The 15,735-nt window shown below is 44.7% G+C and carries 11 protein-coding genes and 1 rRNA gene; 1 reads left to right on the plus strand and 11 read right to left on the minus strand.

Going from position 1 to position 15,735, the window contains the following annotated elements:
* A 16S ribosomal RNA gene (locus IEW26_RS20775) occupies nt 1-298 on the minus strand; the annotation flags it as partial.
* 578 nt (nt 299-876) lie between these two features.
* Between IEW26_RS20775 and IEW26_RS20780 the strand changes: the two genes are divergently transcribed.
* Nucleotides 877-2,262, plus strand: a complete 1,386-nt coding sequence (locus IEW26_RS20780) for a molybdopterin-dependent oxidoreductase (protein WP_188593723.1) — start codon at nt 877-879, stop codon at nt 2,260-2,262.
* Nucleotides 2,263-2,427: 165 nt separating this feature from the next.
* Here the strand turns inward: IEW26_RS20780 and ligA are convergent, their stop codons facing one another.
* The 10 genes from ligA to rfbB all read right to left on the minus strand — a co-directional run bounded on the left by ligA (nt 2,428) and on the right by rfbB (nt 15,733).
* Entirely contained in the window at nt 2,428-4,440 is a 2,013-nt protein-coding gene (ligA, locus tag IEW26_RS20785; RefSeq protein ID WP_188593724.1) for an NAD-dependent DNA ligase LigA, read from the minus strand.
* Nucleotides 4,441-4,786: 346 nt separating this feature from the next.
* Nucleotides 4,787-7,159, minus strand: a complete 2,373-nt coding sequence (gene pcrA / locus IEW26_RS20790) for a DNA helicase PcrA (protein WP_188593725.1) — start codon at nt 7,157-7,159, stop codon at nt 4,787-4,789.
* 630 nt (nt 7,160-7,789) lie between these two features.
* On the minus strand, nt 7,790-8,485 hold the full coding sequence (pcrB, locus tag IEW26_RS20795; RefSeq protein WP_188593726.1) for a heptaprenylglyceryl phosphate synthase: 696 nt from the start codon (nt 8,483-8,485) through the stop codon (nt 7,790-7,792).
* Nucleotides 8,486-8,700: 215 nt separating this feature from the next.
* On the minus strand, nt 8,701-9,576 hold the full coding sequence (locus tag IEW26_RS20800) for a phosphatidylinositol-specific phospholipase C/glycerophosphodiester phosphodiesterase family protein (RefSeq protein WP_188593727.1): 876 nt from the start codon (nt 9,574-9,576) through the stop codon (nt 8,701-8,703).
* 134 nt (nt 9,577-9,710) lie between these two features.
* Nucleotides 9,711-11,111, minus strand: a complete 1,401-nt coding sequence (locus IEW26_RS20805) for an undecaprenyl-phosphate glucose phosphotransferase (RefSeq protein ID WP_188593728.1) — start codon at nt 11,109-11,111, stop codon at nt 9,711-9,713.
* Nucleotides 11,108-12,097, minus strand: coding sequence for a glycosyltransferase family 2 protein (locus IEW26_RS20810; RefSeq protein ID WP_188593729.1), 990 nt, complete (start codon nt 12,095-12,097; stop codon nt 11,108-11,110). Before IEW26_RS20810 ends, IEW26_RS20805 begins: the two co-directional genes overlap by 4 nt.
* 129 nt (nt 12,098-12,226) lie before the next feature.
* On the minus strand, nt 12,227-12,829 hold the full coding sequence (gene cysC / locus IEW26_RS20815) for an adenylyl-sulfate kinase (RefSeq protein WP_229729961.1): 603 nt from the start codon (nt 12,827-12,829) through the stop codon (nt 12,227-12,229).
* A gap of 105 nt (nt 12,830-12,934) precedes the next feature.
* Nucleotides 12,935-13,777 (minus strand): sulfotransferase family protein, encoded by an 843-nt coding sequence (locus tag IEW26_RS20820; RefSeq protein ID WP_188593731.1) that lies wholly within the window; start codon nt 13,775-13,777, stop codon nt 12,935-12,937.
* Nucleotides 13,778-13,865: 88 nt separating this feature from the next.
* A complete protein-coding gene (gene rfbD, locus IEW26_RS20825) occupies nt 13,866-14,711 on the minus strand; it encodes a dTDP-4-dehydrorhamnose reductase (protein WP_188593732.1) in 846 nt (281 codons plus the stop codon).
* Nucleotides 14,708-15,733, minus strand: a complete 1,026-nt coding sequence (rfbB, locus tag IEW26_RS20830) for a dTDP-glucose 4,6-dehydratase (protein WP_188593733.1) — start codon at nt 15,731-15,733, stop codon at nt 14,708-14,710. The genes rfbD and rfbB overlap by 4 nt, the downstream gene beginning before the upstream one ends.
* Between the last annotated feature and the right edge of the window lie 2 nt (nt 15,734-15,735).

The raw sequence follows: 15,735 nt of genomic DNA on the forward strand, positions 1-15,735 counted from the left end.
TACGCATCGTCGCCTTGGTGAGCCGTTACCTCACCAACTAGCTAATGCGCCGCAGGCCCATCCTCAAGTGACAGATTGCTCCGTCTTTCCAGTTCCCTTCAGGCAAAGAAAACAAGTATTCGGTATTAGCTACCGTTTCCGGTAGTTGTCCCAAGCTTGAGGGCAGGTTGCCTACGTGTTACTCACCCGTCCGCCGCTAAGTATCAAGAAAGCAAGCTTCCTATCCACTCCGCTCGACTTGCATGTATTAGGCATGCCGCCAGCGTTCGTCCTGAGCCAGGATCAAACTCTCCAATAAAGATGAATTTCGTCAGCGTGGTTAAGCGCTGTGAAACTCATCAGGGTATTGAAAAGAGCGATAAGCTCATTTTGAATCTGACGATTCATTTAAAACATTGTTACTATCCATTTGTTCAGTTTTCAAGGAACTTGTTCACCCTACCTTCTGTTGACTTTTGCCAACCAGACAGGAATTTTATCTTATCATGTTAACTCTTCTTCTGTCAACATTATTTTTCATCAATCTTCAAAGCAATTCGACTTTCATCTGTTTGAAGCGACAAGAAATAATATATCATGCTGACAATCTTTTAGCAAGCACTTTATTCAATTTTTATCATATTCATTGATATCAGCAGTATCCTTCATATTTATTTGATGGAAGTGATCCAAAAACTTTATAATAAGGTATCTTAAATTAGAGGAAGTGCGCTGAGCTTTTATACCCAAATATGCCCCTTTACTCAGCATACAGCTTTTTTCAACTTATCCCTTCATATATGTCTCTCTTTACTAAACAACTGTCATTGTACATCTATTTCGTTTAAGGTGTTGGCCTGCGAATTCCCCCAAATCCATAACGCGAGGTGAATACATATGAAGCAATGGTTAAAAACAATCCGCAAGGGTTATGGTAAAAAGCTGGTCTCCATTCATGCCTGGAATGCGTGGATTGTTGTTATTCTCGCCGTTTCCGGTCTCATGTTGATTGGAGGCTTCTGGCGTGAAACGCTGGGCATTGGTCGTGTATGGTTAAAATGGCTGCATATCGCTGTTGGTCTCGCTATGCTTGTCCCTGTAGTGTATTACTTATTTCTTGCCAGCAAGCACTGGAAGCAGCTTCGCAATAAGCCATGGCAAAAGGCAAATACACTCATCGTGCTGGCCCTTCTGATCGGCTGGTTACTTTCAGGTCTTGTCTTGTGGCAGTTCAAGCTCGCTGGGCCAAGCTGGTCAAACGCCGCGCTTCTCATACATGATCTGCTCACTTGGGTGGGTTTACCTTATATCATCTATCACTCCATTACACGCACACGATGGTTAAAGGACCCTGCACGACGCACGATCCAGACCAACGAATCTTCAGCACACAGTCCAGGTGTACAACATGCGGCTAATTCCTTCCCTGTAACGGATAAGCCAGATACACGGAACACACCAGCAGCGATATCTTCTGCACGTGCAGAGAGCGATTCCAGCAGAACCTCCGCATCAAAGCTGGAAAAGCCGCAGCCCGTGTACACCCGTCGCGCTTTTATCCGCTCTGCCGTTGGCGTAGGACTCGCGGTTACACTTGGACCAACCTTCGTATCGTGGATCGGCAAAAATCTCAAGTTCGATAACAGCATAGACAGCATGCTGGAGAACGATCCCAATCAGATGATTCCGCTGCCGCAGCCATCATCCGCATCTTCTCCCCCGATTGGTGGCGGAGCTGAAGGGCATTTTCGCGTATACACGGTTACCCCTATTCCTTCCTTCTCCAATGCCAACTGGTCATTTCGAATAGATGGACTGGTGGAGCGTGCACAAATCTGGAATTGGGAGCAGTTCGTCAAGCTTGCACGGACTGTACAGATCAGCGACTTTCACTGTGTAACGGGCTGGTCCGTGTATAAAAATACGTGGGAAGGCATCCCGCTGAAGCATTTTCTGGAGAAAGCCGGTGTAAAACCAGGAGCGCACAGCGTCAAGTTTTATTCAGGTGATGGCGTGTATACAGATGCCATCACGATGGAGCAGGCAGAGATGGATGATATTATGGTCGCTGTCATGCATGACGGCAAGCCTATTCCTGCTGACCTTGGTGGCCCCGTACGCCTGATCATTCCACAGATGTACGCCTACAAATCGGTCAAGTGGCTAAACCGCATCGAGATTATCGACAGTGAGCATATTGGCTATTGGGAAGAACGGGGATACGACAAGGATGCCTGGTTACCCGGGGCTTCTCAGCTTTATCCGAATACAAGTGGATCATAAAAAAGTGGATTGGCGAAGCGAGTTTTTACACCCCACCATTGCTACTCAAAAAAAGAAGCCTCCAGACACACGTCATATCCGTGGTCCTGGGGGCTTCCTTCTAGTCATCCCTTACGATTCATTATCTCCTATACAAAAGCAAATAAGTTTCGTCTGCTTCATCTGTTACGAATTCAACAAACGTACCAGTTCATCCTCATCCTCGATGGTCGGAATGCCAAGATCATGAGCTTTCGTTAATTTGCTGCCTGCCTTCTCTCCGGCAATGACGAGGTCTGTCTTTTTAGATACACTGCCTGTAACCTTCGCACCAAGCGCTTCAAGTTTCTGTGTTGCCTCTTCACGCGTCAGCTGATGCAGCGTTCCTGTGAGTACGACCGTTTTGCCACTAAAGAAGGAATCCTCCGCCACAACTGCCGGCGCTTCCGGTGCTTGTGCTTTCACGCCCAGATTCAGCATCTTCTCAATTGCCGCTTGAGTGAACGGATCAGCGAAGAAATTAACAATACTCTCTGCTACAATTCCACCCACGTCTGGCAGCTCGACCAATTCCTCTACGGTGGCGTTCATGATTGCGTGCAAATCACGATAGTGATCGGCGAGCATGCGTGTGGTCGATTTTCCTGTGTTCGGAATTCCCAAGGAATAGAGGAACGAAGCCAGGTCCCGATCTTTACTTTGCTCAAGCGCAGCAAGAAGGTTATTTGCTTTCTTTTCGCCAAATCGCTCCAGCTTCACCAGATCATTAAACTGCAATGTATACAGGTCAGCCGGCTCGCGCACGTTTAATTCATCATAAAGCTGAATGGCTGTTTTCTCGCTAAACGTCTCAATATCCATCGCATCCCGTGAAGCAAAATGGGAAATACGAGCTACGGTCTGTGGTTTGCAGGCAAGCTTGTTGTTACAGAACAAATGCGCTCCGCGCTGCTCCAGAGGGAAGCCACACGCAGGACACTGTTCAGGGTAGATGATCTCTTCGCCGTCATTTTCTTCAGTCACTTTGCCGAGAATTTCAGGGATAACATCGTTGGAACGACGAATAAAAACACGTGAACCGAGCGCATACTTCAGATTTTTACGTTCAATATCGCCAACATTGTTCAGCGTACAGTTTTGTACAGTCACTCCCGCAAGCTCGACAGGCTCTACTCGCGCCAGTGGAGTCACTTTGCCGGTTCGTCCAACATTCCACACCACTTCTTTCAGCACGGTTGTTGTCTCTTCCGCTTCGAACTTGTAGGCTACTGCCCAGCGAGGGAACTTGTCCGTATAACCCAACACTTCACGTGTCCGCATATCTGTCAGCTTGATTACAGCTCCATCAATCAGGTAATCCAGCTGTCCACGGTTTTCCTGAATCGCTGCGAGCTGCTCCATCACATCGTCAAACTCATGGAAGTAGGTAATCGATGGATTCACTTTGAAGCGGTTATGCCGCAGGAAATCCATCATTTCCTCGTGTGTGGCGAACTTTACATTATCCGAATATCCGATGTTATAAAAATAGGCATTTAATCGACGCTCAGCCGTCGTTTTCGGATTCAGGTTGCGCAGCGCACCTGCCGCTGCATTCCGTGCATTTTTGAGCGGCTCGGCAGCCGTTTCATTGTATCGATTCAGAACAGAAAGGTTCATGATGCCCTCGCCCTGCACTTCAATGGTGCCGTCCGTATACGGAATTTTGAGCGGAACAGACTTGATCGTTTTGACCTGAGCCAAAATCCCTTCGCCCACCGTCCCGTTACCGCGCGTAGAAGCTTGCACCAGTTCACCATTGGTATATGTCAGGTTCAAGGTGAGTCCATCAAATTTCAACTCGATGACATAGCCCGGGTCCGGCAGGGGATTCTCCGGGTTTTTGCTATTGTAGTCATTGACCAGCTTCAGGACACGTGTATTCCAGCTGCGCAGCTGCTCAATGTTCTGTGCTTTGTCCAGACTCCACAATGGGGATAAATGACGATGCGGGGTGAATCCTTTCAGCAGTTCGCCCCCTACACGTTGTGTAGGAGAATCGGGCAGTACGATGCCGCTCTCCTGCTCCAGTGCAACCAGTTCATCATACAGCAGGTCATACTCCTTATCACTGATCTGCGGCTGATCCATTGTATAGTACTGATAATTATGCTGGTTCAGCTCGGTAACGAGTTGCTCCATCCGGTGCATCGGGTCCATATCGGGCCATCCCTCCGTAAATTTAATATATGTATATAAGTTGAACTATTTCTTTACACATTAACGAAGAGGACAGAAAAAACCTGAAAAAGCAGAGCGATCGCCTGAAAGCTTTCTGCAAGAAAGCTGCATCGGAAGCATACGCTGTTCACCGGGTTTTTACCTTTGGATAGTGGAATCCAAAAAATCTGGGGATAACAGCGATTGGAAGGTTATTCTGTCATCGAAGTGGGTTGTGTAAAATCTTTAGTTCAACTTATATTGAACGAACATGCCTACTGCTCAAACGAACATGGAAGTATCAATTTCCTGGCAGTTCGATAAGATACAATAGGCCGTTTTATTCTTATTCCACTTTGGTAATCGGGGCGAATCCGGCGAGCAGACGTTTCACGCCCACTGGAGCCGGGAAGGCAATCTGCAGCTCGGTGTCGTTACCGCTGCCTTTGACCGCTACGATGGTACCCGTTCCCCATTTGCCGTGCTGCACTTTGTCTCCTGCTTTGAAACCTGCCGCACTATCGGACGAGACAGATTTCGAAGCTGACGTTGGTGCTGCAGTTGCTGGACGCGAGGTGCTTGTTGTTACCCGTGACGTCGGTCCAGAGGATGCCATTGCAGATGACCCGCTGCGGCTTTGCTGTTCAAACAATTTGGTAGCACTTGCTGCCCTGCCACCGAAGTTGCTTCCGCCGCTAGAGCCCAGACCACGTCCACCATACGATCCACCACCTGTGCTGGAGCCACGGCGATACCGATCACGTGCGATAGACGTATCTTCCTTCAGCTCATCCGGAATTTCATCGAGGAAACGAGAGGGCGGATTGGCCGTTGTACGTCCAAACAAGGTACGCATCTGCGCACAGGACAGGAACAGCTGCTCTTCTGCACGTGTAATACCGACATAAGCCAGACGACGCTCTTCCTCCAGCTCTTCGTTATCCATAAAGGCCCGGCTGTGCGGGAAAACCCCTTCCTCCATACCAATGATGAAGACAACCGGGAACTCCAGACCTTTCGCACTGTGCATGGTCATCAATGTGACCGCATCGCTCTGATCCTCTTCATCATCGTTCATGCTGTCGATGTCTGCAATGAGTGCCAGATCGGTGAGGAACGAAACGAGCGTTTTGTCTTCATTATTTTTCTCAAATTCCATCGTTACCGACAGAAACTCTTCAATATTCTCCAGCCTTGCGCGAGATTCAATGGTATTTTCCTTCTGCATCTCGTCACGATACTGGCTCATCTCGAGAATCTTCTCCGTCAGCTCCGTCACCGAGAGGTATTCGACCATCTGGTGAAGTGCCGCGATCATATCATAGAATTCTACCAACGCATTACGTGTGCGACCCGCAAAACCAAGATCGTCCACCACCTGTAATACGCGGAAAATGGAAACTCCACGCTCTCCCGCTGCCGCTGCCAGCTTCGCTACGGTTGTATCCCCGATACTGCGCTTAGGCACATTAATGATTCGGGTTAAGCTTATATCATCATCCGGGTTGGACAACAGACGCAAGTAAGCGAGAATGTCCTTGATCTCTTTCCGATCATAGAACTTGATGCCGCCGACAATCTGATATGGAATGTCTGACTTGATCAGAATTTCCTCGATCACCCGGGACTGTGCATTCGTACGATACAAAATCGCGTGATGCTGATAGGATTTGCCGTTTTTCACATTTTTACTAATCTCCGAAGTGACAAAATACCCTTCATCATGCTCGGAATCCGCGCGGTATACTTTGATCTTCGAGCCGCCTTCTTTGTCCGTCCACAGCTTCTTCGGCTTACGGCCCGTATTCAGGCCAATCACTTCATTCGCCGCATTCAGGATATTGGAAGTGGAACGATAATTTTGCTCCAGCATAATCGTTTGTGCTTCAGGGTAGTCTTTTTCAAAGTTAAGGATGTTGGAGATGTCCGCTCCACGCCAGCGATAGATCGACTGGTCACTATCCCCTACGACACAGATACGATGATGACTGTCAGCCAGCATGCGGCATAGCATGTACTGTGCACGGTTCGTATCCTGATACTCGTCGACATGAATGTACTGGAATTTCTTTTGGTAAAAATCAAGCACTTCCGGCACTTCCTTGAACAGTTGAATCGTCGCCATAATCAGGTCGTCAAAGTCGAGCGAGTTGTTGGCTCTTAACCGCTTCTGGTACATCGTATACACCTTCGCTACAATGCCTTCGAAATAGTCGCCAGCCTGCTTCTCATATTGCTCAGGGCTAATCAGTTCGTTTTTGGCTGTGCTCATCATTGCCTGTACGGCTTTCGGTTCAAACTTCTTCGTATCAATATTCTGATCCTTCATACAGCTGCGAATGACGGATAGCTGGTCGGATGAGTCCAGAATGCTGAAGTTGGATGTAAAACCGATGCGTTCAATGTCTCGGCGCAGAATGCGCACACACATGGAGTGAAATGTGGATACCCAGATGTCACGGCCCTGTGAGCCGCCTACCAGTTGGGAAACCCGATCCTGCATCTCCCGGGCCGCTTTGTTCGTAAACGTAATCGCCAAAATGCCCCACGGGGGTGCTTTCCGTGTTGCGATGAGATAGGCGATCCGGTGTGTCAGCACCCGGGTTTTGCCCGAGCCGGCACCGGCCATAATCAGCAATGGCCCATCGGTTGCCTCCACAGCTTGGCGTTGAGGCGTATTCAGCCGCGCGATGGCGTCATGTATATTTACAGGTTGCATGCATGCATGCTCCTTTCGTTGGTTGATCAGTATAAGGGGGCATGGGGTTACACTTGTCACTCCGAGTGCAGTAGCATCTTCCGGTCGCAGTTATTCCCGAATTTTTGAATATAAGATCTATACAATTTGAACTAAAGTAGGTTTACCCGGACACTCCGATGACAGAACAACCTTCCAATCGCTGTTATCCCCAGATTTTTTTAATTCCATTTTGCAAGGGGAAAATCCGGTGATAAAGGCGATCGCTTCGCTTTTCCAGGTTTTTTCTGTCCTCTCCGTTCACGTGTAAATGAATGGTTCAACTTATATAGTGATAAAAACTCAGGAATAAAGGCGAAAACTTCGTTTTTTCAGATTCTTCTGCACTCTCCGTTCGCGTGTAAACATAGTTTCCTTAGACTTTGGATGTAGTTAGAAACAACAAGAAAACTGTAGTAGCTTTTCAGTTTTATAATAAAACTCCATTGTTGCATTACTTCTGAGCTCTGCAATTGTACATAAACCATAAATCGTAAATACAATTGTGGTAAAAGGTTTAAAATCCCGAGTGCGATATTACCTCGTTATAAGGGCAAAGTTCTATTTTAACAGATTCAAAGAGGATTGTGGGGGTTTGGTAAACTAAACCGTTCAGGCGCTGCCTTTCACGGCTTGTACCGTCTCCAATGCCTGACTTAAATTGCTGTACACGATATTGCCAACAACAACGGTATCAGCAGCTTGAGCCGCTTGTCCTGCTTTCTCGGCTGTATCAATTCCACCGCCATAAATCAGGTGTGCACGCTCCAGCTGTCTATGTGTCTCGCTGACCAGTTCCATATCACCAAATGTTCCGCTGTACTCCATATATATAATGGGCAGATTCAGCAGCCGTTCTCCAGCCTGAGCATAGGCCGTCGCAGCCTCTGTAGTCAGTTCCGTATCTGCTCCGGTTAACCTCGCCACCGTAGAGTCCGCATGAAGCACAATATACCCTTCGGCAATCAGCATATCCCACGGAATCAAATAGCCGTAACGTTCAATTGCCCGCTGGTGTTGTCCAATGATCCACTGGCTGTCCGTTGTGTTGAGCACCATCGGAATCAAATACCCGTCAAACCCGGGCACAACCGCCTCCAGATCGGATACTTCCAGCATACAGGGCAGCTCGTAACGGCGAACCCGGGACATCAAATCGACGGTATTATCATACGTAATTCCTGATGAGCCGCCGATGATAATCGCATCGGTCCCTGACATGCATACCTGATCGAGTGCATCGTCCGTAATTTCCCGGTCCGGGTCGAGCTTAAATACGTGTCTCCACTGCTTAATCATGTCTATCAACGAACATTCCTCCAGAGGTTCTTCTGCATCCTTAAAAGCTTGTAAACTAAGTCTAAGTCAGCAGGCAGCAGGTGTCAATGTTCGTATAAAAAGGCGAACAGAAAAACACAGACTTTTCCCTGTTTTTAACCTCAAAAAAGTCTGTGTCCTGAATATTAAGCTTTTCTATTCTCCTTATATCTGCCCAGCTTTTCTTTATCTTTGCCCTACCGTGTTTAAGGGTTCCAGGCAAATCTGGTGTTCAACTCTTCCATTTCCTGCTCGGTGAGTACATCTGAATATACCCCGTACACTCCCCATTTCTCATAATTCGCAACCTGTTTGGTATCGTTGATCGTATGCACGTAGGTGACGGCTCCCGCCTTCTTCAGCCGGGCCACGAAGTTCTGATTCACTTTATACTCGGGCATCGTTACGGCATCAATATCATTATTTTGCACAAACTGCACGACCTGATCCTCTGTATCCTGTGTGGCATACAGCGTGTATATGATGGAAGGGAATGGATAGACCTCCTTGACCTTCTCTAGCATCGGTTCATTATAAATCTGCACCACGACTCGGCTTAAAGCAGACGGATCATGTTTCTTCCCTGCATCAACCAGCGATTGAAGCACCTGCTGTATATCTTCGTCCTTTTGCTCCTTGGTGTCGGTGACGATATACATGTCGGGGTACCTGGACAACACGTTCATAATGCCATCTGCATCCATAGGCTGGTACATGCCCAGAATGGGTGTGTTCATAAATTCATCATGAGTAAGTGCTCCGGCCTGCTTCTGTTCAGGCAATTCTTCATCCTGTCCCAGCATTTTGCTCATATTGGCGGTCCACTCATGCCTGGCTACAGCCACACGATCAGAGGTCAGCATAAAATCAATCTCGAATACTCTCGTGCCTTTCTCGTAATTGGCAATCATCGCTTCATATGCATTGGTATACGGCTGTTCCCGAATGCTTCCCATCGCATGGGCAATCAAACGATAGTTGGCAAAGCCGTCGCGTCCTTCCTCACTCTGGCTGTCATGCGCCAGGAATAACGTTCCTACCGTAACAAGCAGCAATGTCAAAACAGCAGCGATTCGTTTCATATGATGTTCACATCCTTATGTGTCACATTGCATTCTCATTTTGGTAACTAACTACCCGAATTGGATCAGAACAAAACAAAAAACCGCTCTGAGGCGGTTATTAGAGGTTGCGAGATATAGAAGAGAAAATCCAATCAATGTGCATTCTTCAATCCATTGCGAATGGTTTCCCATATAATTTTAATATCAAATAATAAAGACCAATTTTCAATATAAAAAATATCCTGTTCAATTCGATCTTCAATGGAGGTATCTCCACGTAGCCCTTTACTCTGAGCTAACCCCGTAATACCTGGACGAACGTGATGTTTAATCATATACTTCGGTATTTCATCCCGAAACTGATTGACATAGTATGGTCGTTCCGGCCTTGGCCCAACTACACTCATATGGCCTAACAATACATTGAAAAATTGAGGCAACTCATCCAGACTTGTTCGTCTAATAAACGTTCCAAATGCGGTCCGACGCGGGTCATTTTGAGTCGACCATCCTGTGTCTTCAACACCCTCAGGCATTACTTTCATGGAACGGAACTTATACATCATAAAATTGCGTCTGTTAAGTCCAACACGCTCCTGTTTGAAAATAATCGGCCCCGGTGAGGTCAAACGCACACCTAACGCCACAATGAGCATAATTGGAGATGTAACGATGATCGCTGCGAGTGAAAATACAATATCAAAGACTCGTTTCATGAGACGATTCACGGCAATGTCCAGTGGAATGTCGCGCACGTTAATCATCGGCATGCCTGCAAAATTATCAAAGTGAGGTCGTGCTGGCAAATAATCGAAGAAATCTGGAATTATCAGTGTGCGTACTCCTGCCTTTTCACACACATTGATAATATGCGAGTATTTATCATGTGCATCTAAAGGCAAAGCCAGAATAACCTCATCTACAAAATGCATAGACAGAAATTCTTCCAGTTCATCAATACGTCCTAGAATAGGACTGTATCTCTTTTGTTCCAACTGATCCCAATGGCGGTAATCATCCAGAAATCCCGTTACTTCATAACCCAGTTCAGGATAATTTTTGAGTTTATCATAGAAACGCTTGCCAAGCGAACCTGCCCCTAGAATAAGCACGAATTGACGGTTGAATCCTTTTTTTCGCAATCTTTTTAATTGTAATTTCACCGTATAACGATACATCAATGTGAAGGACACATTGCCGATCATATACATAGCCAGGTATGCACGCGAGATATTGATTTCTTTGAAAAAAAACATCAGGCTCAGCAGCATGAAGAATGCCACACCATGCGATTGGACAATTTTCCAAAGTTCATCGACAAAGCGTTTTTTGCGTTTAGGTACATAAAGTGACGATAACAGACCTGCCAATATAGCAAGCACCGCATATACGAGGCTCCACATCATATATTTTTCGATCGGCAGCGGGTTCTGATTCGTCAAAAGATCACTTTCGAATTTCAACCACCATGCCAGCAGAAAGGAAAGCTGAATAACAGCAAAATCAGACGCGATATACAATTGAGTTAAAAACCGTTGATTACGTCGAATCATGATTTCACCTCGGAAGATACTTCATTTTTTGCTCTCATCGACGCTGTAGTTCTCTTCGAACGAGAAGGAAGAGATACCCAGCTACGCAGGAGGGATAACATGAATTTTAACGCAATGCCCATCCACACAGCTGCATTCATCAATGGATTATATTTCTTTGCGTAGTGTTTGCGGTGAAACACCCACATGGCTCTATGAAACTCATATGTAATTTTCAAAGGTTTACGCCGGGCACTTCCGCCCTTATAATGCACAATATATGTACGCGGATAATAATAAATGCCCCATCTGGCCTCTTTGATGCGATAACACCAGTCTATATCCTCACCGTACATGAAGAAGGTTTCATCCAATCCCCCCACTTGATCGATGGCTTCGCGCCGCACGAGCATGAACGCACCGACAAGACAGTCTACCGGATACTCATCATCCGGACTTAGATGTCCGAGCTGGTACTGGTTAAACTTCGGACGATCCGGAAAAAGACGAGACAAACCAAACGCATAATAGAATGATGCAGATGGTGTAGGAAACCCCCTTTTGCATGCCTTATCCAATGAGCCATCGGGAAGAATAACTTTGCAACCCGATGCGCCCATTTCCGGATGACGATCCATGAAGGAGATCATGGTTTGCAACGTATCTGGCTGGATAACGGTATCAGAATTGAGGAGCAAAATGTAGCGTCCGCTGGCTATATCCATTCCTTGATTGTTAGCTACAGCAAAGCCGGTATTGCTTGAGTTAGCAATCATCCGAACATCTGGATACGTACTCTGAATGGCTTGAACTGAATCGTCCCTTGAAGCATTGTCTACGACAATAATCTCAGATTGGTAGGAAGTCTGAGACGCATAAACTGACGCAAGGCAATCCAAGGTCAGTTGGCGTGTATTGTAGTTAACGATGATAATAGTTATATCAGTAATGTCGACCTTTTCTATGTTTTTATCATGTAAAATAGGGCCCTCTTTGAATCTGCTCATTGCTAAAAACTCCCGACTATTGTTTCTAAATGTAGAAATCGCCTAAAAGTACTCATCTACTGGGAGTATAGCACATTATGGGTCAACGAACTAAGTCCGCTTTCCATTTCGGACGAGGAGATATCTGAATTAAATCAGGTTTTTGATCAAAAGATAATCAACAACAATATTGATACAATCATGAAAGCTATTTTTATTGGTATCCAATATCAATTCAGGATTGACAGGTTCTTCATATGGTGCAGATATTCCTGTAAAGTTAGTAATCTCACCCCTTATAGCTTTTTCATATAGACCCTTTGGATCTCGTTTTATACATACTTCAACAGGGCACTTCACAAAAATCTCCACAAATTCTCCGGGTTCAAACAAATTGCGAACATTTTCTCGATCTTCTGTATAAGGAGATATGAATGCAGCAAGAACAACTAGTCCAGCATCAACAAAAAGCTTGGAGACTTCACCGACTCTACGTATATTCTCTTTACGATCTTCAGGTTTAAATCCCAAGTCAGCATTCAGACCATGTCTGAGATTATCGCCGTCAATTACATATGATCGTACACCACGATCATGTAAGACTTTCTCTAACTCCACACTTACCGTAGATTTCCCAGATCCTGATAGACCTGTTAACCACAGGACGAAACTTTTGTGTTGATTTAATTGATGTCTATCAGCCCTAGTAACGCGATTATCGTGATAAACGATATTTTGACTAGTATATTCCAAGTTCATATCTCCTTACACCCTTACATTCTCATATTTAGGCTTATCCGATTTCAAGCTGTAAAGATTCTTAGTTAAGCATGCTGTTAATAACAACTATAAACAATTTCAATTACGATAACCAAAAAAGTTGATAGCTTCTGAAGCTTGTTTATCGATAACATCAAGCATGTCCTGTGTTATATTTTCTTTCCATGCATATGCTCTTGTTTTCATAATATCTTTGCTTACGTTCTCATGATGAGATACATTAAGATATTTTTGAGCTCGTGTTGATTTCTCTAACATGTTTTCGTCAAAAGGAACCCCTAGAAAGTCTGTCAACTGATGTAATATATGATGCGGTTCATGAAGCAAATCTTCATATTTAATCAGAGTATATTTTTGCTCACTTTTACTATACAACTGATTAAGATACAGGTTGGAATCGCACCACATTCTTGGAAAAAAGGTTTCGATGTTATCTTTCCAGTCAACGTCCCAATCGACGTTTTTCAAAGAAAGAATAACGTCTCTTATATCTCTTACAATATGAATTATCTTAATAGACTCTGACCCAAGACCAGTTTCTTCAAGAACTCTAATATTTAAGAGATCATTAGGAGATTTATCTCCCCCAATCATTGCACCATTATTCTTAGCAGATGCATTAAACAAGTTAGACAAAATAGAATCTAACTTATAATCCGACTTCCAAACAATATTGATTACTTCATTTACTGACAAAGATTGTCCTAGGCTGCAAGAAAAACGTTTAGAGGATACAATCATCCTCGAGATTAAAGATTTACCAATAGCTTCATCTTCTATCCGATTTAAGATAAAAGCCAATGGAACAATAAAATCCGTTTCATCAGGTATATGAATATAATTATTGGCACTTAACAATGTAGAGAGTAATGTGGTTCCCGACCTAGGAGAACCGAATATTATAAAAATATCTATCCCCACTCTCAAATTAATTTAACTGTTCATCAAAATAGATCTCTTCCAATTCCTTAATAAACATAGGATTTGGAAGAGACGTCTATTGTGCACCTTATATCTCCTTCAGGAAGTCTTTTAACCCCTCGCGCCATAATCTCAAATCGGAAAAACCATTTGTACGAATCGATGTATGATCCATAACTGAATTACGTGGTCGCAGAGCAGGGCGTGGAAATTGTTCGGTTGTACAAGGCTCTAACTGTGTATACATGCCTACTTTTGACTCTTCAAAGATAGCCTGAGCGAATTCATACCATGTACATTCGCCTTGATTCGAAGCATGATATATCCCGTATTTTTCAGAGGCTATAAGCTCAAGCAGAAATTTAGCTAAATCTACAGTATACGTTGGTGATCCTTTTTGATCGTTTACAACCTGTAACTTTGGTTTCTGTTGTCCAAGTTTCAACATTGTTTTCACAAAATTATTCCCATAGATGCCATACACCCACGAAGTGCGGACAATAAACCAACGTGAAGATAATGATTGTACCAAGACTTCCCCAGCTCGCTTGGATTTTCCATAAATACTTTGTGGATTGGTATTGTCATATTCCTGATAGGGAATCTCAGACATGCCGTCAAATACATAATCAGTACTGATATATATAATTTTTGCCCCTACCTGCTCAGAGGCTACCGTAACATTACGCGTTCCTACGGTATTGACCCGATATGCTCTGTCTGGCTCTATCTCAGCATCATCAACTGCGGTATAGGCCGCACAGTGAATGACTATCTCTGGATGGTAGGTTGCTATGACTTCCTGGCATTGCAGATAATCAGTAATGTCCAGTCGTTCGCGATCACATCCCAAAACATCGTGCCCCTCTTTTTCCAAGAGAAGCACCACATCACGTCCCAGTTGTCCGCTAGCTCCAGTCACCAAAACCCTCATGCCTTAGTGTCTCCTAAACGAGACCCGTACTGCTTTTCATAGTACTCTTGATAAGCACCAGATTGAATCCGTGTCCACCATTCTTTGTTATCCAAATACCACTGAATTGTTTCTTTTATGCCAGACTCGAAGTTGTGTTTCGGCTTCCAACCAAGCTCCGTCATTGTTTTAGTGGGATCAATACCGTATCTTCTGTCATGTCCAGGGCGATCCTGTACATACTGAATCAGAGATTCGGATTTACCTAACTGTTCCAAAATGGTTTGTACAATGTGTACGTTTGTTCGCTCGTTATTTCCACCGATATTGTAAACTTCGCCATTCCGTCCCTTATGGATAACCAGATCAATTGCACTACAATGATCTTCTACATACAACCAATCCCGAATGTTTAAGCCGTCACCATAGACTGGTAAAACTTCATCATTCAGTGCACGCGAGATCATAAGTGGAATAAGTTTCTCTGGAAATTGCAGTGGACCATAGTTATTCGAACAACGGGTAATATTTACAGGCAAGCCGAATGTTTCATGATAAGCCCGTACCAGTAAATCTCCTCCAGCTTTAGAAGCAGAATAAGGACTATTAGGCTGTAAAGGAGTATCTTCAGTAAACAGACCCGTAGATCCTAGTGATCCGTAAACTTCGTCTGTAGATACTTGAACAAATTTAGTGATGTTATGTTTTTTGGCTGCATCCAATAGAACTTGAGTGCCATTAACATTTGTTCTTACAAACACATCCGGTTCAAGAATACTGCGATCCACATGAGATTCAGCAGCAAAGTTGACAACTACATCTACATCTTGACTAATCAGGCGATCCATCTCTGTTGCATCTGTTATATCTGCTTTTACAAAGATATGGCGATTGTTACCTTCAAGAGATCTCAAGTTTTCCAGATTACCTGCGTAGGTAAGAGCATCTACATTAATAATCTCATAATCTGGGTATTGCTCAAGCATATACATAACGAAATTACTTCCAATAAATCCGGCACCGCCGGTAACGAGCAGTTTCATGG

This window comes from Paenibacillus silvae (assembly GCF_014639235.1).
GTDB lineage: Bacteria > Bacillota > Bacilli > Paenibacillales > Paenibacillaceae > Paenibacillus > Paenibacillus silvae.

What these genes read in the sequence shown, in the direction of transcription:
- IEW26_RS20800 (WP_188593727.1), bottom strand. Translation starts at nt 9,576, where the DNA reads ATGAAACGAATCGCTGCTGTTTTGACATTGCTGCTTGTTACGGTAGGA.
- rfbD (WP_188593732.1), bottom strand. Translation starts at nt 14,711, where the DNA reads ATGAGGGTTTTGGTGACTGGAGCTAGCGGACAACTGGGACGTGATGTG.
- ligA (WP_188593724.1), bottom strand. Translation starts at nt 4,440, where the DNA reads ATGGACCCGATGCACCGGATGGAGCAACTCGTTACCGAGCTGAACCAG.
- IEW26_RS20810 (WP_188593729.1), bottom strand. Translation starts at nt 12,097, where the DNA reads ATGAGCAGATTCAAAGAGGGCCCTATTTTACATGATAAAAACATAGAA.
- IEW26_RS20780 (WP_188593723.1), top strand. Translation starts at nt 877, where the DNA reads ATGAAGCAATGGTTAAAAACAATCCGCAAGGGTTATGGTAAAAAGCTG.
- pcrA (WP_188593725.1), bottom strand. Translation starts at nt 7,159, where the DNA reads ATGCAACCTGTAAATATACATGACGCCATCGCGCGGCTGAATACGCCT.
- rfbB (WP_188593733.1), bottom strand. Translation starts at nt 15,733, where the DNA reads ATGAAACTGCTCGTTACCGGCGGTGCCGGATTTATTGGAAGTAATTTC.
- IEW26_RS20805 (WP_188593728.1), bottom strand. Translation starts at nt 11,111, where the DNA reads ATGATTCGACGTAATCAACGGTTTTTAACTCAATTGTATATCGCGTCT.